At 73.5% G+C, this 19,139-nt stretch carries 14 protein-coding genes; 10 read left to right on the top strand and 4 right to left on the bottom strand.

The window, feature by feature from the left end:
- Window positions 1–35: 35 nt before the first annotated feature.
- Window positions 36–1,358, bottom strand: coding sequence for an ATP-binding protein (locus ACGIF2_RS14365; protein ID WP_396047787.1), 1,323 nt, complete (start codon window positions 1,356–1,358; stop codon window positions 36–38).
- Between the two features lies 1 nt (window position 1,359).
- Window positions 1,360–2,052 carry a response regulator transcription factor gene (locus ACGIF2_RS14360; protein ID WP_396047785.1) on the bottom strand — a complete coding sequence of 231 codons (693 nt, stop codon included), beginning with the start codon at window positions 2,050–2,052 and terminating at the stop codon, window positions 1,360–1,362.
- A 170-nt stretch (window positions 2,053–2,222) separates the two neighbouring features.
- Here ACGIF2_RS14360 and ACGIF2_RS14355 point away from each other — a divergent pair, with 170 nt between their 5' ends.
- The 5 genes from ACGIF2_RS14355 (at window position 2,223) to ACGIF2_RS14335 (ending at window position 12,056) form a co-directional block, all read left to right on the top strand.
- Window positions 2,223–3,578 carry a sensor histidine kinase gene (locus ACGIF2_RS14355; protein WP_396047783.1) on the top strand — a complete coding sequence of 452 codons (1,356 nt, stop codon included), beginning with the start codon at window positions 2,223–2,225 and terminating at the stop codon, window positions 3,576–3,578.
- Window positions 3,575–4,291: a response regulator gene (locus ACGIF2_RS14350; RefSeq protein WP_396047781.1), complete on the top strand. Its 717-nt coding sequence runs from the start codon at window positions 3,575–3,577 to the stop codon at window positions 4,289–4,291. Before ACGIF2_RS14355 ends, ACGIF2_RS14350 begins: the two co-directional genes overlap by 4 nt.
- Before the next feature lie 142 nt (window positions 4,292–4,433).
- Entirely contained in the window at window positions 4,434–5,267 is an 834-nt protein-coding gene (locus tag ACGIF2_RS14345) for an ABC transporter ATP-binding protein (RefSeq protein WP_396047779.1), read from the top strand.
- Window positions 5,267–7,894 carry an FtsX-like permease family protein gene (locus tag ACGIF2_RS14340; RefSeq protein ID WP_396047777.1) on the top strand — a complete coding sequence of 876 codons (2,628 nt, stop codon included), beginning with the start codon at window positions 5,267–5,269 and terminating at the stop codon, window positions 7,892–7,894. Before ACGIF2_RS14345 ends, ACGIF2_RS14340 begins: the two co-directional genes overlap by 1 nt.
- A 97-nt stretch (window positions 7,895–7,991) precedes the next feature.
- Window positions 7,992–12,056 (top strand): FtsK/SpoIIIE domain-containing protein, encoded by a 4,065-nt coding sequence (locus ACGIF2_RS14335; protein WP_396047775.1) that lies wholly within the window; start codon window positions 7,992–7,994, stop codon window positions 12,054–12,056.
- Here ACGIF2_RS14335 and ACGIF2_RS14330 read toward each other — a convergent pair.
- Window positions 12,039–12,443 (bottom strand): hypothetical protein, encoded by a 405-nt coding sequence (locus tag ACGIF2_RS14330; RefSeq protein ID WP_396047773.1) that lies wholly within the window; start codon window positions 12,441–12,443, stop codon window positions 12,039–12,041. The two genes, ACGIF2_RS14335 and ACGIF2_RS14330, sit on opposite strands and share 18 nt — an antisense overlap.
- Window positions 12,444–12,907: 464 nt before the next feature.
- On the opposite strand from ACGIF2_RS14330, the gene ACGIF2_RS14325 reads away from it, so the two are divergent.
- Complete coding sequence (locus ACGIF2_RS14325) at window positions 12,908–13,156, top strand: WhiB family transcriptional regulator (protein WP_396047771.1); 249 nt, start codon at window positions 12,908–12,910, stop codon at window positions 13,154–13,156.
- A 173-nt stretch (window positions 13,157–13,329) separates the two neighbouring features.
- Here the strand turns inward: ACGIF2_RS14325 and ACGIF2_RS14320 are convergent, their stop codons facing one another.
- On the bottom strand, window positions 13,330–14,814 hold the full coding sequence (locus ACGIF2_RS14320) for a sensor histidine kinase (protein WP_396047769.1): 1,485 nt from the start codon (window positions 14,812–14,814) through the stop codon (window positions 13,330–13,332).
- A gap of 121 nt (window positions 14,815–14,935) precedes the next feature.
- Here ACGIF2_RS14320 and ACGIF2_RS14315 point away from each other — a divergent pair, with 121 nt between their 5' ends.
- From ACGIF2_RS14315 to ACGIF2_RS14300, 4 genes are all read left to right on the top strand, one after another.
- The gene (locus ACGIF2_RS14315; RefSeq protein ID WP_396047767.1) at window positions 14,936–15,451 is read left to right on the top strand and encodes a DUF2505 domain-containing protein; all 516 of its coding nucleotides are present in this window, start codon (window positions 14,936–14,938) and stop codon (window positions 15,449–15,451) included.
- A 306-nt stretch (window positions 15,452–15,757) separates the two neighbouring features.
- Window positions 15,758–17,044, top strand: a complete 1,287-nt coding sequence (locus ACGIF2_RS14310) for an extracellular solute-binding protein (RefSeq protein WP_396047829.1) — start codon at window positions 15,758–15,760, stop codon at window positions 17,042–17,044.
- A gap of 136 nt (window positions 17,045–17,180) precedes the next feature.
- Window positions 17,181–18,185 carry a carbohydrate ABC transporter permease gene (locus tag ACGIF2_RS14305; protein WP_396047765.1) on the top strand — a complete coding sequence of 335 codons (1,005 nt, stop codon included), beginning with the start codon at window positions 17,181–17,183 and terminating at the stop codon, window positions 18,183–18,185.
- Entirely contained in the window at window positions 18,182–19,099 is a 918-nt protein-coding gene (locus ACGIF2_RS14300) for a carbohydrate ABC transporter permease (protein WP_396047763.1), read from the top strand. Before ACGIF2_RS14305 ends, ACGIF2_RS14300 begins: the two co-directional genes overlap by 4 nt.
- Window positions 19,100–19,139: the final 40 nt, after the last annotated feature.

Here is a 19,139-nt window from a genome sequence, read left to right as displayed (position 1 = left end):
GGGCGCACCGGACCGAGCAGACCGTCACCGGACGGTCAGCGCCACCGCCGGTCGCGGCGCGGCGAGATGATCGACCCGCGCGGCAGCACCACGTCAGGTGCAAGAGATGCCGGGACCCCCGCGAGGAACAACGCGAACACCGCGGGACGACGCTGGGCCAGCTCGAGGCGCCCGCCGTCGGCCGAGGCCAGGTCGCGAGCGAGCGCGAGCCCGAGGCCGGTGCCGGCCCCGGAGGTGACCTCACGCTCGAAGATGCGCGGGGCGAGCTCGTCGGGCACGCCGTCACCCTCGTCGGCGACCTCGATCACGACGGCGCCGGACGCCCCGCTGGGCCGGGACCGGACGGTGGTCGTCCCGCCGCCGTGCTTGAGCGAGTTCTCGAGCAGCGTCGCGACGACCTGCGCGAGCGCGCCGGGTGTCGCGAGAACCTGCGTCTCTGGGTCGATGTCGACGACGAGGCGTCGGCGCGCAGCGGCGTACGCCGGGGCCCACTCCTCCTCCTGCTGGTGGAGCACGTCGAGCAGCCGCACGGCCTCGGTCGTGCCGCCCTGGGCGCGACGCGAGCGGGTGAGCAGGTCGTCGACCACCGTCACGAGGCGTTCGACCTGCTCGAGCGAGATGCGGGCCTCCTCGCGGACCTCGGGCTCGTGCGCCGCGAGGGCGATCTCCTCGAGCCGCATGGACAGCGCGGTGAGGGGGGTGCGGAGCTGGTGCGAGGCGTCGGCTCCGAACTGCCGCTCGGCGGCCAGGCGCCCGGCCATCCGGTCGGCGCTGCGGGCGAGCTCGGCCGCGACGAGGTCGATCTCCTCCACGCCTGACGGGCGCACCTGGGGACGGACCTGCCCCGAGCCCAGCTGCTCGGCCGACGCGGCGAGGTACACGAGAGGCGCGGCGAGCCGGTTGGCCTGCCAGATGGCCATCGCGATGCCGGCTCCGAACGCGACGACCGCCGCGACGAAGACGAGGGCGATGACGCGGGCGCTGAGCCAGAAGACGTCCCACCACGAGGCGTCCAGCGACACGGTGGCACCGTTCGGGGAGACGACCTCGACCGACACGGTGCGGCCGTCGATCGTGGGTCCGGCCTGGAACCGGCCACCGTCCGGGTCCACGACGAACACGCTCGCCTCGAGCGCCCCGTCCCCGCCGGTGTACGGCTCGAGCATGCGCTCGGTGAGCGGGATCTTCTCCTCGAGGCGGAAGTCGACGGTGCGGGAGATCGCTGCCGCGCGCGCCTCGAGGTCGCGCACCTCGTTCTCACGGACCAGCTGGGCGACGAGGAAGACGAGGGGGAAGCCGAGCAGGACGACCGCGACGGTGACCGCGGCGATCGTCGACTGGAGGACCCGACGCCGCACGTCAGCCCCGGTCGCCCTCGCCGGTCTCGAACCGGAATCCCATGCCGCGTACGGTCGTGACGTAGCGCGGCGCGTTCGCGTCGTCGCCGAGCTTGCGACGCAGCCAGGAGACGTGCATGTCGAGGGTCTTGGTGGAGCCGGACGGGTCCGATCCCCACACCTCGCGCATGAGCGTGTCGCGGGCGACCACGGTGCCCGCGGCTCCGACGAGCACCCGCAGCAGGTCGAACTCCTTGGCCGTGAGGTGGAGCTCGCGCTCGCCCTGGAACGCGCGGTGCGCGGCGACGTCGACGCGCACGTTCTGCGCGTGCAGCTCGTCCTCCTCGATCGTGTCGCCGACGGTGCGGCGCAGGAGCGCCCGTACGCGGGCGAGCAGCTCGGCGAGCCGGAACGGCTTGGTCACGTAGTCGTCGGCGCCGGCGTCGAGCCCGACGACGAGGTCGACCTCGTCGGCGCGTGCCGTGAGCACCAGCACGGGCGTCGTCAGGCCCTGGTTCCGGATCGCGCGGGCGACGTCGAGCCCGTCCATGTCGGGCAGCCCGAGGTCCAGCACGACCAGGTCGGCCTCGCCGGCGTGGTCGATCGCTCCTTGACCGGTTCCTTGCACGTGCACGTCATAACCTTCACGCCCGAGCGCACGGGCCAAAGGCTCGGCAATTGCGGGGTCGTCCTCCGCCAGCAGCACGTGGGTCATCGGCCCATGCTAGGTCATGGGTGGGTCCGGTACCCGTGCGCGACGCGCAACGGCCTCCTTCGCCAGGTGAACACGGAGCCGACAGGGGTCCCCCCGGGGTCTGACGGGCCGTCCGACCGGTCCGACCCCGGGCGGAGCCGCCGTCCAGCCCGGCCGTCTACGCTCGCCTGATGAGCTGGTGGGAGCGTGTGAACCGGTGGGAAGCGGCCCACCGGTTCGTGATCGACGCGACGCTCACAGCGGCCGTCGCCCTCGTCGTCGTCCCCATCACGCACGAGGTGACGTCCCGCGGGCAGACGGGCATGACGCTGGTGCTGTCCGTCGCGGTGGTGGCCCCGCTCGCGTGGCGCCGCTCGCACCCGACCGCGTCGGTCGTCTCGGTGTACCTCGCGGCGCTGCTGCACATGCTGCTCGGCTACCCGCTGCTGCTGCCCGCCGACCTGGCGGTTCTCGCTGCGCTCTACTCCGTGACGGTGCACGGCCCGCGGTGGGCGCACCGCGTCGCGATCACGGGTGCCCTCGTCGGCTCAGCCGTGGTGGCCGTCGCCTCCTTCGGCAGCGGCATCGCCCACGACATGGTCCCCGCGCTCTGGATGACGGCCTTCGCTGGGACGATCGCGCTCGCCGTGTGGGCGTTCGGGCTCGTCCGACGCCAGCGGCGCCTGACGATCGATGCCCTGGTCGACCGCGCGCACCGGCTCGAGGTCGAGCGCGACCAGCAGTCCCGCATCGCCACGTCGGCCGAGCGGGCCCGCATCGCACGCGAGATGCACGACATCGTGGCCCACTCCCTGAGCGTCATCATCGCGCAGGCCGACGGCGGGCGGTACGCGGCCGACGCCGACCCCGCCGCCGCGACCCGCGCGCTCGGCACCATCTCCGAGACGGGACGCGCCGCGCTCGCCGACATGCGACGGCTGCTGGGCGTGCTGCGCACCGAGGACACCGCGCCCGACCGGACGCCCGGCCTCGTGCTCCCGGCGGGTGCCACGGGCGCACCGGGTGACGGCGCCGTCGGCCCGACCGCGCCGCAGCCCGACGGGGGTGAGCTCGAGACGCTCGTCGAGCAGGTCCGCGCCAGCGGGGTGCGCATCTCGCTCGTGCGGATGGGCACCCCGCGCCGGCTGCCGCCCGGTGCCGGGCTCACCGTCTACCGCATCTGCCAGGAGTCGCTCACCAACGTGCTCAAGCACGCAGGGCCGGACCCGTCGGTGACAGTGCTCGTGCAGTGGAAGTCCGCGGCGATCCGGCTCGAGGTCAGCGACGACGGGCGCGGTGCGGCGGCCGAGTCTGACGGCCTGGGCCAGGGGCTGCTCGGCATGCGGGAGCGGGCCGCGATGTTCGGCGGCAGCGTCACCGCGGGCCCGCGCCCCGGCGGCGGCTTCCGGGTGCGCGCCGAGCTGCCGCTGCCCCCCGCCCCCGACGACCACCAGCCGACGCACCCCGAGACCCTCGCGGCGACCCCCGTCGCAGCACCGCACGACCCCCAGGAGAGAACCCCGATGACGACCCGGCGCCCCGCATGAACGGCACGATCAAGGTCGCGCTCGTCGACGACCAGCAGCTCGTGCGGGCAGGGTTCCGCATGGTCATCGACTCGCAGCCCGACCTCGAGGTCGTGCTCGAGGCGGGCGACGGCGCCCAGGCGGTGCGCGCGCTCACGCCCGGCCCGACGCCACCGGCCCACGGGCAGGTCGACGTGGTCCTCATGGACGTGCGCATGCCGACCATGGACGGTCTCGCGGCGACCGCCGCGATCACGGCCGCCGGCACCGCGGACGCCCCCGCACCGCGGGTCATCGTGCTCACCACGTTCGACCTCGACGAGTACGTGCTCTCCGCGATCCGGGCAGGTGCGAGCGGCTTCCTGCTCAAGGACGCTCCCCCCGAGGAGATGCTCGGTGCGATCCGCACCATCCATCACGGCGACGCCGTCATCGCACCGTCGAGCACCCGCCGCCTGCTCGAGCACCTCGTGACCGCGCTGCCGCCCGAGCAGCTCGCGCACGACGCCGACCCGGCCCACCGTGCGGTCCAGGACCTCACCGACCGCGAGCGCGAGGTGCTCGTGCACATGGCACGCGGCCGGTCGAACACCGAGATCGGGCAGGACCTGTTCGTGGCCGAGGCGACCGTCAAGACGCACGTGGGCCGCATCTTGGCCAAGCTCGGCGTGCGCGACCGTGTGCAGGCCGTGGTCGTCGCCTACGAGACCGGGCTCGTCCGTCCCGGCTCCTGAGGTCGGGGACCCCAGGTCGCACCGGGCGGTGTGGCGCTCCCCCTCAGGGATGAGGTCACGACCCGACCACGGCCCGACGCGGGGGTCGCGGGCGGGACCGTAGCGTCGTGGACGTCCCACCGTGCCGATCCCTGGAGTAGTCGTGGACACGACCGTCTGGCAGACCACCGACCCGACCCGCCCCCCGGCGGCCCCGCTCACGACCGCGCTCGCGGCACGGGCCCGTGACCTCACCAAGGTCTACGGGCACGGCGCCTCGGCGGTGCACGCGCTCGCCGGTGTCGACGTCGACTTCGCCCAGGGTGCCTTCACCGCGATCATGGGGCCGTCCGGCTCGGGCAAGTCGACGCTCATGCACCTGCTCGCGGGGCTCGACTCCGCGTCGTCGGGGCGGGCGTTCCTCGGCGAGACCGACATCACCGCGCTCGGCGACGACGCCCTGACCCGGCTGCGCCGCGACCGGGTGGGCTTCGTCTTCCAGTCGTTCAACCTGCTGCCGATGTTCACCGCGGAGCAGAACATCACGCTGCCGCTCGAGCTCGCCGGAGCCCCCGTGGACCGCCCCTGGTTCGACACGCTCGTGCAGACCCTGGGCCTCGGCGCCCGGCTCACGCACCGCCCGTCCGAGCTGTCGGGCGGCCAGCAGCAGCGCGTCGCGATCGCCCGCGCACTCATCGCGAAGCCGGAGGTCGTCTTCGCCGACGAGCCGACGGGGAACCTGGACTCCCGCTCGGGCGCCGAGGTGCTGAGCTTCCTGCGCCGCTCGGTGCGCGAGCTCGGGCGCACGATCATCATGGTCACGCACGACCCCACCGCTGCGGCGTACGCGGACCGCGTGGTCCTGCTCGCGGACGGCAAGATCGCCGGGGACATCGCCGACCCCACGCCCGAGTCGGTGCTCGCGGGTCTCGACGCCCTGCGCCAGCTCGACGAGCAGCCCCCGGTCACGGGCACGACCCCGGTGGTGGGTGCCTGATGCTGCGACTGACTCTGGCCCAGATGCGGCGCAGCCTCGGGCGGCTGGCCGCGGGGGGCATAGCGATCGCGATCGGCACGGCGTTCGTCGCCGCGACGCTCATCGCCGGCGCGATCATCACGCGGACGAGCTACGACGCGGTCACCTCGGGCTTCGCGCAGGCCGACCTGGTCACGAGCCGGCTCACGGCCGACCAGGTCGAGGAGGTCGCGGCACTGCCCTCGGTCGACGCCGTCCAGCCCATGGCCGAGGTCGAGGTCGAGATGGCGCACGGTGGTGCGCGGGTCTGGACGACGGTGGTCCCCCGGGCGTCCGACCCGCGGCTCGACGTGCAGACCGTCACCGAGGGCGCCCTGCCGGCCGCGAGAGGCGAGATCGCCCTGCCGACCGAGCTGGCCGAGCGACTGCACGTCGAGGTGGGCGACGAGCTCACCGCGTCCTTCACGACCTGGGCACCTTCGACGGGCACCACCGAGGCCGCCGACGAGGACGCCACGGACGGCGAGGCCGACGAGGACGCCGTCGTGGCGACCACCGAGAAGGTCGACCAGCGTGTCGTCGGGCTGCTCGCGGACCCGCAGGGCGCGTACTCCGCGATCGGCGGCGCAGCCGTCGTGACAGCCGAGGACGCCGTGACCTGGGCGGGCGTCGACACGCTCGCGGACGCCGCGAGCGGGTCGACACTGATCGTCCTCGCGGCCGGGGCCGACCCGGCCGTGGCCCGGGCCGAGGTCGCCGCCACCGTGCCGGACGCGGCGGTGCGGACCAAGGACGAGGCAGCCCAGGAGAGGATCGCGGGCCTGACGGACGGCAAGGACGTGCTCACCGTGGTGGTGCTCGGCTTCGCCGCGATCGCGCTGCTGGTCGCCGCACTCGTCATCTCCAACACGTTCCAGGTGCTCGTCGCCCAGCGGACCCGCACGCTCGCGTTGCTGCGGTGCGTCGGGGCCGGCAAGAGGCAGCTGCGCTTCTCCGTGATCGTCGAGGCCGCCCTGCTGGGGATCGCAGCCTCCGGCGTGGGGCTCGTGTCCGGCACGGTCCTCGCCCAGGTCACGCTCGTGGTGCTGCGCGGCACCGACCTCGACGTCCCGTTGCCCGCGACGGTCGCGATCACTCCGTCGGTCATCCTCGCGCCGCTCCTGGTGGGCACCATCGTGACTGTGCTCGCGGCGCTCCTGCCGGCACGGGCTGCGACACGGGTCACCCCTGTCGCGGCGCTGCGGCCGGCGGACGCCCCGGCGATCGCCTCGCGCTCGAGCCGGGTCCGGCTGGTGCTGTCGACTGTGTGCGTCGTGCTGGGTCTCGGCGCCCTGGCGCTGGGCGTCCTCGCGGGCCGGGAAGACCCGATGACCGGACTGCTGGCCGGCGTGGCGGGCGGCACGCTGTCGTTCGTCGGGGTGCTGCTCGGGGCCGTCTTCTGGGTGCCCCGGATCGTGGCTCTCGCGGGACGGCTGGTCGCCCGGACGGGGACCAGCGCCCGGCTCGCGGCAGCCAACACGGTCCGCAACCCGCGACGCACGGCCGCCACGAGCACGGCCCTGCTCATCGGCGTCACGCTCGTCGCGCTCATGAGCACGGGGGCCGCGAGCGCTCGGAGCACGCTCGGGAATCAGCTCGACAGCACCTACCCGGTGGACGTGTCGGTCAGCGCGACGTCGAGCGAGGCCGGCGTGTACGACGCGCTGCCCCAGAGCGTCACGGACGCCGTCACGGACGTCGCGGGTGTCCGCGAGACGGCGTCGGTGCTCCTCGCCGACGCATCCGTCGGCCGGGCCGGCGCTGCGGACGCGACCGACGGCGAGTGGGTCGGCCTGCAGGGGATCGAGCCCACGGACGCCGCTCGGGTCATGCGGACGTCAGCGGCGGCCTCCGCCCTGACCGACTCGACGATCGTGATGCGCCCGAACATCGCCTCCCGGCTGGGGGTCGAGCAGGGCGACCAGGTGCCCGTGCAGATCTATGCGAACGACGGCGGGGTACCCGGTGCCGCTGTCGCCGTGCTCCGCGTCGAGGTCACCGACTTCGGTGGGTCGGCAGCGCTCGTGACGCCGTCGACGCTGAGGCTGCTCGCCCCCTCAGCGGCTCCCAGCGCGCTGTGGGTGCAGCTCGCCGACATCGACGACGTCGCGGGGTCGTTCGCCTCGATCCAGGACGCGTTGGTGGACACCCCCGTGAACATCGAGGGTTCGGCGGTCGAGCGTGCACAGCTCCAGAGCATCATCGACACGATGCTCGCGATCGTCATCGGCCTGCTCGCCGTCGCGGTCGTGATCGCCCTGGTCGGTGTCGCCAACACGCTGTCGCTGTCGGTGCTCGAACGACGCCGCGAGTCCGCCACGCTGCGGGCGATCGGTCTCTCGCGGCGCCAGCTGCGGTGGATGCTGGCGGTCGAGGGGATGCTCATCTCCGGGGTCGGTGCGGTGCTGGGCGCCGCCATGGGGCTGCTGTACGGCTGGGCCGGCTCCGCGACGATGCTCGGGACGTTCGGTGGCGTGTCGCTCGCGGTGCCGTGGCGCGACCTGGCGGTCGTGGTCCTGGTCGCCCTGGTCGCCGGCCTGCTGGCCTCGGTGGTGCCGGGCCGTGCGGCGGCACGCACGTCCCCCGTGGCGGCCCTCGCGGTGGACTGAGACCACCGGCCGACCTGCGCCCCTGTGGGCGGGGCACCCGTCCCCCGTCCGCCACCGGCGCAGGTCGGCCGCGACCCAGGTCGGCGATGCTCCGCCGGTGCGACTCACCGTGCAGGGCCCCGATCCCGCCGACCCCACCGGAGCCACTCGTTCGCTCGACGTCGACGTCCTCGACGGCCTGGCGCTGCGCGAGCTGCGTCCCCACCTCGCAGGGCTCACGGGCCACGCGGGCTGGGTCGCGCGCGGGGCACGGCTCGCGGTGGGGCACCGCGCGGTGCAGGACACCGACCGGTGCGGGCAGCCCCCGCTCGTCGCGGGGGCCACGCTCTGCCTCGGCCGGGGCCACGAGCCCTCCGACGAGGCGGCGCGGCGCGCTCCGCTGCACGTGGCGGTGGCGGTCGGCCCGGACGCGGGGCACCTCGTGGGACTGGAGCACAGGCTCGTCGTCGGGCGCAGGGGGCCCGACGACGACCTCGTGGCGGGCGGCCCGCGCCCCGCGCGCCTCGCGCTCCGCGACGGGCTGCTGTCGGCGCGCCACGTCGAGCTGCGCGGGTCCGCCGGCACGGTCCGGGCCCGCGACTGCGGATCGGCCAACGGGACGCGGATCGAACCTGCCCGGCGGGGAGGTCCGGGACTGCGGCTGCGACGCGCACGTCGCCTCGGGCCGCGGTGGGTCCGGCTGCGCGCGGGCGACCGGCTGCACGTGGGGGCCACAGTGCTCGAGGTGCGCGACCCCGCGCGGGCCGACGCGCCCCCCACCGGGCACCGTGCGGCACGACCCGGCGTCGGCACGTCGGCGTGGACCTGGGTCGCACCCACCGTGGGCTCGGCCGCTCTGGCCGCCACGACCGGCCACACGGTGCTGCTGCTCTGCGCCCTGCTCGCACCTGCCCTCGCCCTCGTCCAGCTCGTGGGCGAGCGGCGACGGGCGCGTGCCGACCCGGGAGCCTTGACGCCCGGCGAGGTCGCGCCGGCGCCGCTCGACGACCCGGCGCAGCTCACCTGGGCCACGCTGGGTGCCGTGGTCGGCACCGGGGCGCCGCGGGTCGCCGACGAGCGGTTCGGGCCACGGCACGCGATCGCCGTCGTCGGGCCGCGCGAGCTCGCCCTGGGTGCGGCGCGGTGGCTCGCGCTCGGAGCCGTCGGCAGCCACGGGTCGCGCACCCTCGCGGTGCAGGCCGACCCCTCGCACCTCGCCGAGTGGTCCTGGGCACGATGGCTCGCGCACCCCGTGCCCGACGGTCTGGGCGAACCCGGTGTGACGTTGGTGGACGGCCCGGCCTCGCTCGCTGCCCTCCCGGCGGGCACCCCTGGCTCGGTGGGCAGCCCTCGTGCGGCGGGCGCCCCGGACGACGTGGACCCTCGGCTGGTGCTCGTCGCCCCCACGGCGGCCGCCGTCCCCGCCTGGTGCCGCGCCCTGCTGCACGTCGCGGCCGGACGGGCCGAGCTCAGCACTGACGGGGTACGGCGCCCCGTCCCCCTCCAGGCCGTGGGCGCCCGGTGGGCCGAGACGCAGGCACGGCGCGTCGCGGGTCTCCGGGCGGGTGTCGGAGGGGCTGCGCGTCCCCTGCCCGCCGAGGTCGCGCTCGGCGACCTGACCGGCGTACCTGCCCCCGACGCCGATGCGATCGCCCGGGCGTGGTCATCGGCGCCCGACGGGCTGGTCGCCACACTCGGCGCCGACACGGCCGGTCCGCTGGACGTCGACCTCGTGCGCGACGGCCCCCACGCCCTCGTCGCGGGCACGACAGGCGCCGGGAAGTCGGCGCTGCTGCGCACCCTGGTCCTCTCCCTCGCGCTGCGTCACCCTCCCGAACGGCTGGCGATCGCTCTCGTCGACTACAAGGGCGGCGCCAGCTTCGGCCCGTGCGCCGCGCTGCCCCAGGTGGTCGGCCAGGTGACCGACCTCGACGGGCACCTGGCCACCCGGGCCCTCACCGGCCTGCGGGCCGAGCTGCGAGCACGCGAGCACGCGATCGCCGAGGCCGGTTGCACCGACCTCGCGGGCCTGTGGGCCGCGCGGGCCGCGGGGAGCCCCGGTCCCCCGCCCCCGCCGCGTCTGCTGGTCGTGGTCGACGAGTTCCGTGCGCTCGCCGAGGAGGTGCCGGACTTCGTGCCCGGACTGGTCCGTCTGGCCGCCCAGGGGCGCTCGCTCGGCATGCACCTCGTGCTCGCGACACAACGTCCCGCCGGCGCCGTGACGCCCGAGCTCCGCGCGAACATCGCGCTGCGGGTCGCGCTGCGCGTCACCGACGTCACCGACTCGCTCGACGTCCTCGACGCGCCCGACGCCGCGGCCGTCCCCGCCGACCGGCCCGGGCGCGCGGTGCTGCGCCGCGGTGGCGGACCACTCGAGCACCTGCAGGTCGCACGGATCCGCGCGCCGGGAGCCCGTGCGCCGGTGCGGCCCGCACCGCCCTGGGGCGGCGCCGACGGCGGCAGCCCGCGGTCGCCTGCGGACGTCGCCGGCGGCGGGGCCCGGGCGGACGACGACGAGGACCGGTACGTCGCGGCCGTCAGCGCGGCCGCGACCGGCCACGTCGTGCAGCATCCGCCCTGGCTGCCCGAGCTGCCGGACCTGGTCCCGCGCGCCGAGCTCGTCGGGACGTCGGCCACCTGCGTCCCGGACGGCGGCTCCGCGGAGGGTCGCCGCGGCGTCGCGCTCGCCCTCGCGGACGTCCCCGACGAGCAGCGGCGCGTGCCCGTGCGCTGGGACCCGGGCAGCGGCCATCTGCTCGTGCTCGGGGGCCCGGGGTCCGGTCGGACCACGACGCTGCGCACGCTCGCCGCCGGTGCGATCGAGCTCGGGTGGGACGTGCACGCGATCGGCATCGACCTGGCGCCGTGGCCACGGGACCTGTTCGGCACCCGCGTCGACCCGACCGACCCGCGCCGGCTGGCCCGGCTGCTCACCCTCCTCGCCACCCGTCCCCCGCTCGCCGGAGGTGCGGGCGACGATCAGGACCGGAGCGCCGCTCGACGTCCGCAGCTCGTGCTCGTGGACGGGCTGGAGGCTGTGCTCGCTGCCCTCGAGCCCGTCGCCCGAGGCGCCGCGACCGAGCGTCTCCTGGAGCTGCTGCGCGACGGACGCTCGCGCGACGTCACGCTGGCCGTCACCGCGGCCCCGTCGGCCGCCGTGCTGGCCCTGGCCGGCCACTTCCGCGACCGGCTCGTGCTCGCGGTGCCCGACCCCGTCGACCAGGTGCTCGCGGGGGTCCCGACCGAGCTCACCCACGGCCGTCGGCCGCCCGGGCGCGCTGTGCACCTCGGGGCAGCCGGAGCCCGCGAGTGCCAGGTCGCGGTCGTCGAGGAGCCGCCGCTGCCACCCGCCGGGGGGCGGTCCCGCACCGGGGCCGGCGGGCAGGTCGAGCCCGTGCTGCGGCTCGAACCGGTCCCTCGGCGCGTCCGGCGTGCCGATCTGGGGCCGACGTCGGAGCACGACGTGCGCGACGACCCCGGGCAGGTCTGCCGGGTGCCGATCGGGTGCGGGGGCGACCGGGCGCAGGTGCTGCGCCTCGACGTGTCGCGCGGCGCGCTCGTCGTCGGGCCCGGCGGCTCGGGTCGCTCGACCGCGTTGGGGGTCCTCGCCGAGGGTCTCGTCACGCGCGGTGCCGCCGTCCACCTGGTCGCGACCGACCCGTTGCTCACGCGTCTGCCCGGCCTGGCGTGGTGCGGCGAGCCCTCCGAGCTGGCGACGCTGCTCGACCACCTCGAGCAGCCCGAGCGGTCCGAGCAGTCCGAGCGGTCCGAGCGGCACGGCCGCGCCGTGGCGCCGGCATCTCCCGCCGTTCCCCCGGCCGGGCCGCGGGTCGTCATGGTGGACGATCTCGACCTGCTCGACCAGCTGAACCCGTTCGAGGTCGAACGGCTCGCCCGGCTGACCGCCGGCGGCGCCGGGTCGGGAGCGCCGCCGGTCCGGCTCGTGGCCTCGGTGTCCACGGCCCGGGCCGCGACGGCCTACCGCGAACCCCTCGCCCGGCTGCGGGCACTGCGCAACGGCCTCGTGCTCGACGCGCACGAGGCCGGGTCCGCCGACGTGTTCGGGGTGCCGCTCGACCAGGCGGCGGACCCGGTGCGCGGGCACGGGTCGGGTCGAGGCGTGCTGGTGCACGGGAGGGAGGTCCACCCCGTGCAGGTCGCGGACCTACTCGGGCCGGTCTGATCCCGCCGCGGTGCCCGTCGTCGCAGCCACGACCGAGGGGACCACGAGTCCGGCAACGATCACGAGCGCGCCGACCAGCACTGCGACGGCCCACGCGCTCGGCTCGACCTGGAGCCAGCCGATCGACAGCACGACGAGCAGGAGCTGCCACGTGACCACAGGCGACCGCGCCCACCGACGACCGCGCCACAGGCCGCGGGCCGACGCACCGAGCACAGCGGCGACGGCGACGAGGAAGACGACGAGGAACACCATCGCGGCGGGCAGCTGCGCGCCACGCACCAGCTCGACCGCGAACGCGACCCCGAGCCCGACCAGCAGGGCGGCTTCGAGGAGCACGAGCAGGCAGATCGCGGCGAGCAGGCGTGAGGGACGTCGGGCAGTCACGGGGCGACCCTACGGGAGGCGCCTGCGGCGTGACCGCGGGGGCCTCGCATGCGGCCGGTCGGGCGTGTCAGGCGATCTCCGGTCGGATGAGTCGAGGCGGTGCGGGGACGCCTTCCTGGACACCTGTCTACGAACGCCCAGGTCAGGGCCTTGGACGGCGTGTCGCACGGGACACCCGGGCCGAGTTGGTCGGATCCCCCTGGAGCAGTTATGGTGAGCAACCACGTCACAGGTCACGTCCAGGTGTGATCAAGACCTCAGGTCAGAGGCGATCCACCTGGCGTGAAACCCTTGTGCAGCGCGCCCGCAGGTGTGAGGCTGGATCCAGCAGTTGATCCCCCCACCTTGTGCGTTGCAGATCCCACACGCGCGTCACGTCAACATCGATGTGCCCGTGCTGCACGCACCAAGCCAGCAGCTCTTCGTCGAAGGCCCTGGCTTGCCCTGTGCCAAGGAGTACTCATATGGACTGGCGCCACCGCGCAGCATGCCTGGACGAGGACCCGGAACTGTTCTTCCCGATCGGGAACACCGGCCCCGCCCTGCTCCAGATCGACGAGGCGAAGGCTGTGTGCCGTCGCTGCGAGGTCGTCGACACCTGCCTCAAGTGGGCACTCGAGTCCGGTCAGGACGCGGGCGTCTGGGGCGGCCTGTCGGAGGACGAGCGCCGCGCGCTCAAGCGTCGCACCGCACGCCAGCGCCGCGCCGGCTGACGACCACAGCCCGCTGACCCGGGTCGCCCCCGGTCAGCACCTGGACGCGCGAGGTCGCGGCACCCCCTGCGCCGCGATCCCGTGCCACTGAAGCAGAGCCGCCGACAGCTCCCCCCGCTGTCGGCGGCTCTGTCATGTCCGCTCCTGCCACGACGCCCGTCGCGGATCGCGGATCAGCCCGACCCGGCCGTCTCGCGCCCGGGGTTGCGCAGCACCGCCTCGAGGACGACCTGCGTGCCGCGACCCTCGCGCGGACCCCACTCGATGCTGCCGCGCAGCTCGTTCGCGACGAGGGTCTGCACGATCTGCGTGCCGAGCCCGCTGCCCGCGCCCGCGGAGTCGGGCAGCCCACCGCCGTCATCGGCCACGACGACCCGCAGCGCCTGCCCGTCACGCTCCGCGGTGACCTCGACCGTGCCGCCGCCCACCGCCGAGAGGCCGTGCTCGACCGCGTTCGTCACGAGCTCGGTGAGCACGAGCGCGAGCGCCGTCGCGTCCTCGGCCGGCACGAGCCCGAACGACCCGCTCACGACCGTCCGCACGCTGCTGCCGGCCGACGCGACGTCTGCGGCGAGCCGCAGGCTGCGCCCGACCAGGTCGTCGAACGGCACCGACTCGTCGAGCGTCTGCGAGAGCGTCTCGTGGACGAGCGCGATGGTCGCGACCCGCCGCATGGCCTCGTCGAGCGCCTCGCGGGCCTCGGGGTTGCTCATCCGGCGCGACTGGAGCCGCAGCAGCGCGGCGACGGTCTGCAGGTTGTTCTTGACCCGGTGGTGGATCTCCCGGATCGTCGCGTCCTTGGTGATGAGCTCGCGCTCGCGTCGGCGCAGCTCCGAGACGTCCCGGCACAGCAGCACGGCACCCAGCCGCTGACCACGCTCGGTGAGCGGCACGGCGCGCAGCGACAGGACGACGCCACGCGACTCGATGTCGACGCGCCACGGTGCGCGACCCATCACGACGAGCGGCATCGACTCGTCCACGGGTGCCTTGTGCTCGACGAGCTCGGTCGTGACCTCGATGAGCGAGCGCCCGACGAGGTCGCCGAGCGCCCCCAGACGGTGGAAGCAGCTGAGCGCGTTGGGACTGGCGTACAGCACCTCACCCTCGGAGTTCAGCCGGATGAGGCCGTCGCCGACGCGCGGCGCACCTCGCCGGGGTCCGGTGGCGGCGTTCGGCGCCGGGAACTCGCCGCGACCGATCATGCCCATGAGCTCGTCCGCCGCCTCGACGTAGTTGAGCTCGAGCCGGCTCGGGGTCCGGGCGCCGCCGAGGTTCGTCTGCCGGGCGATCACGGCGATCGCCCGCCCGGCGCGCACCACGGGGACGGCCTCCTCCCGGACGGCGTACGAGCCGAACCAGCGCGGCTCGCGCGAACGCAGCGCGCGGACCTCGGTGAGCGAGCGCTGCAGCTGGGGGCGCTGGCCGTCCGGGGCGCGCGACCCGACGACGTCGTCGTAGTGGACGGTCGCGCCCGTGCTCGGGCGGCACTGCGCGATGGCGATGAAGTCGCCGTCCGCTGTCGGGAGCCACATCACGAGGTCGGCGAAGGCCAGGTCGGAGATGACCTGCCAGTCACCGACGAGCAGGTGCAGCCACTCGAGGTCGGCAGCATCGAGCGAGGCATGGCGCGTGGCGAGGTCGCTCAGGGTGGACACGGGCTCCAGCGTAGGCGCGCCGGACAACCGATCGCCGCGGCGTCCGGGGCGGGACGCTAGCCTCGACCCGTGCGGTCCTTCGCGACCAGCACGATCCTCCATCCAGGAAAGGGGCCGATCGGTGCACCTGCGCGTCAGCTTCTCCCTGGCGGCGCCCCCCTCGGACGTCGCCCGCATGCTCGCCGACCCGCTCTACGTCGACGCGAAGGTCCGCGCGAGCGGCGCGATCGAGCAGCAGGTGGACGTCGTGCCGGCGGACGGCGGCGCCTTCACCGTGACCACCCGGCGCGCGCTGCCCACCGACCAGATCCCCACGAACATGCGGCCCTTCGTCGGCGCGCAGATCGACGTGCGGCAGGTCGAGGCGTGGGAGGCGCCGTCCACCGGCGACGACCGGCAGGGCACGGTCGTCGTCGAGGTCGCGGGCGCGCCCGTGCGGCTGACGGGCTCGATCCGGCTGCTCGGGACCGCCGACTCGTCGACCGTGACGTACGAGGGCGAGCTCAAGGCTGCGATCCCCCTGTTCGCCGGCGCCGTGGAGGAGGCCGCGGCCGCGGCCATCCAGACCGCGCTGCGCTCCGAGGAGGACGTCGCGCGGCGCTGGTTGGAAGATCACGAACCGGGCTCCCAGCCGTAACAATTCGGTAACACCAACGGCGCGCACAACGCTCTGACCTGCACACACGCAGCCGTGGAATCGCTACCACGGGGTTCTCGACAGCGTTCGACCTTGACACCCGACCAGGGGGCCGCCAGAGTTCACCGCAGCGCGTGGGAACGCTCCCGCACACAGTGACTGGGAGCGTTCTCACGTGAGGGTCCACAAGGCCCACACGAGCCGGACGTCACCGCCGCAGGCGGTTCGGGCGGAGCGTGTCCCATGGGTACGGCGATGACGCCGTCGACTGACAAGGGAGTCATAGTGCGCAAGACCACACGCAAGATGTGGGCGGCCGCGGCCGGGGTCACGGGCATCGCCCTCCTCGCCTCCGCCTGCGGTAGCTCGGACGCCGGGAGCGGCGAGTCCTCCGGGTCCTCGGACGAGAAGATCACGCTCACCGTCGCCACGTTCAACGAGTTCGGCTACGAGGACCTGGTCAAGGAGTACATGGAGCTCCACCCGAACATCACGGTCGAGCACAAGAAGGCCGCGACGTCGAACGACGCCCGCGACAACCTCAACACGCGCCTCGCCGCGGGCTCCGGCCTGTCGGACATCGAGGCCATCGAGGTCGACTGGCTGCCCGAGCTGCTCCAGTACTCGGACAAGTTCGTCGACCTGACCTCCGACGACGTCGAGGGTCGCTGGCTGCCGTGGAAGACCAAGCAGGCCACGGACGCCGACGGTCGCCTCATCGCCTACGGCACGGACATCGGCCCGGAGGTCATCGCCTACCGCTCCGACCTGTTCGCCGCTGCCGGTCTGCCGACCGACCGCGCCGAGGTCGCCAAGCTCTTCGGCGGCGCCGACGCCACCTGGGACAAGTACTTCGAGGTCGGCGACACGTACGTCGCCAACAGCGGCGGCAAGCCGTTCTTCGACTCGGCCGGTGCCACGTACCAGGGCATGATCAACCAGGTCGAGGCGGCGTACGAGGACCCGAAGACCAACGAGGTCATCGCCGCGGACAACGCGGACGTCAAGGACATCTACAACCAGGTCCTGGCCGCTGCGGCGACGCAGTCGGCACACCTCGGGCAGTGGAGCGACGACTGGACGGCCTCCTTCCAGACGGACGGCTTCGCCACGATGCTCGCGCCGGGCTGGATGCTCGGCGTCATCGAGGGCAACGCGAAGGGCGTCACCGGCTGGGACATCGCCGATGTCTTCCCCGGCGGCGGCGGCAACTGGGGCGGCTCGTTCCTGACGGTCCCGACCCAGTCGGCGCACCCGGAGGAGGCCAAGGCGCTCGCCGCGTGGCTGACCGCCCCCGAGCAGCAGATCAAGGCGTTCAAGGCCAAGGGCACGTTCCCGAGCCAGAAGGAGGCGCTGTCCAGCCCCGACCTGACCTCCGTCACCAACGCGTTCTTCAACAATGCCCCGTCGGGTGAGATCCTCGCCAACCGGGCGAACGCCATCTCGGACACCCCGCCGTTCAAGGGCCCGAACTACTTCGCGGTCAACGACGCGATGCAGAGCGCGCTCACGCGTGTCGACGTGGACAAGACCGACGACGCCGCGGCGTCGTGGGACAAGTTCCTCGAGGCAGTGAACACCCTGGGTAGCTGATGCTCCCGGAGCCGGGGCGTCGGTCACACCGACGCCCCGGGGGTTATCGGCCCTGGGGGGGGGGGGGTCTTCCCCCCCCCCCCCCCCCCACCTCCACCCCTGCCCGCGCCCTGTTCGTAGCCCTCGAAGGAAACCGATGGTCACCTCCACCACGCCGAAGCTCGACCACAGGCCGAGCCGGTCCGACGATCGCCAGCCCCGCAGGGTCGGCCTCAGCCAGCGGCTCGGCCGGTGGGACGTCAAGATCTCGCCCTACCTGTACATCTCCCCGTTCTTCATCTTGTTCGCGATCGTCGGCCTCTTCCCGCTCGGGTACACGGCCTTCGTGTCGATGCACAAGTGGCACCTCATCGGTGGCCAGGGCGAGTTCGTCGGGCTCGAGAACTTCACGTACGTCCTGCAGCAGCCCAACTTCTGGAAGGGCCTGCGCAACACCTTCAGCATCTTCCTGCTCTCGTCCGTCCCGCAGGTCTTCATCGCGATCGTCATCGCGGCCGTGCTGGACGCGAACCTCCGGGCCAAGACCTTCTGGCGCATGGGCGTGCTGCTGCCGTTCATCGTGGCCCCCGTGGCCGTCTCGCTGATCTTCGGCAAGCTCTTCGCCAGCGACTCCGGCATGATCAACTCGATCCTCGGGAGCGTCGGCATCGACGCCATCCGCTGGCACGCCGACGTCCTGGCCAGCCACGTCGCGATCGCCTCGATGGTCAACTTCCGCTGGATCGGCTACAACACCCTCATCTTCCTCGCCGCGATGCAGGCGGTGCCGCGCGACCTCTACGAGGCAGCGATCCTCGACGGCGCGAACCGCCTGCGGCAGTTCTTCTCGGTGACGGTCCCCATGCTGCGGCCCACGATCATCTTCGTGGTCGTGACCTCGACCATCGGTGGCCTGCAGATCTTCGACGAGCCGCGCCTGTTCGACCAGGCCGGCCAGGGCGGCGCCGACCGTCAGTGGATGACGGTGACGATGTACCTCTACGAGGTCGGATGGGGCGCGCAGAAGAGCTTCGGCCGAGCCGCAGCGGTCGCGTGGATCCTGTTCCTCATCATCATCGTCCTCGCGCTGATCAACTTCTCCCTCACCCGCCGCATCGCCTCCGATGGGGCCCCGAAGACCGGAAAGAAGAAGAAGCGATGAGCGCGCCTTCGATCCCCGTCATCCACCAGACGGCTGGAGCCGGCGCAGCCCGCGCGGCAGCACGTCGCCGCCCCACCAAGGGTGCAGGCTCCGACCGCCGACCGGGCTGGGTCACCTATGTGATCCTGGTCGCCGTCATCCTCATCTCGGCGTACCCGTTGTACTTCGCGTTCCTGCTCGCCAGCTCGGACGCCGGGACCATCGCCCAGACGCCGATCCCGTCGCTCATCCCCCGGGGTCAGTTCTTCGACAACGTCGGCCGGGTGCTGTCCGCGGACATCCACTTCTGGAAGGCGCTCGGCAACTCGCTCATCATCTCGACCGTGACGGCGCTCTCGGTGGTCATCTTCTCGACGCTGGCCGGGTACTCGTTCGCGAAGCTCCGGTTCCGGGGGCGTGGCCCGCTGCTCGTCTTCGTCGTCGCGACCACCGCGGTCCCGACCCAGCTCGGCATCGTCCCGCTGTTCATCGTGATGTCGCAGCTCGGCTGGACCGGCAAGCTCATCGCGGTCATCGTGCCCGGCATGGTCACGGCCTTCGGTGTCTTCTGGATGACGCAGTACCTCGAGAGTGCGCTCCCCTACGAGCTCATCGAAGCCGCCCGCGTGGACGGGGCGTCGATGATCCGCACGTTCTACCACGTGGCTCTTCCGGCGGCCCGTCCCGCCGCGGCGATGCTCGGACTGTTCACCTTCGTGGGTTCCTGGACGAACTTCTTCTGGCCGTTCATCGTGCTCGGGTCGTCCAACCCCACCCTGCCGGTGGCTGTCCAGCTGCTCCAGTCCACGTACTTCAAGGACATGTCGCTCATCATGGCTGGTGTCACGCTCTCGGTGATCCCGCTGGTCGTCGTGTTCATCTTCGCGGGACGCCAGCTCGTCGCCGGCATCATGCAGGGCGCCGTCAAGGGCTGACGGACGTGCCCGCGCGGCAGCGACCGGACTCCGGTCGCTG

Source organism: Cellulomonas sp. P22 (assembly GCF_044392165.1).
Note: the sequence above shows the minus strand (reverse complement) of the source record. Positions and strands in the feature narration are given on the sequence as shown.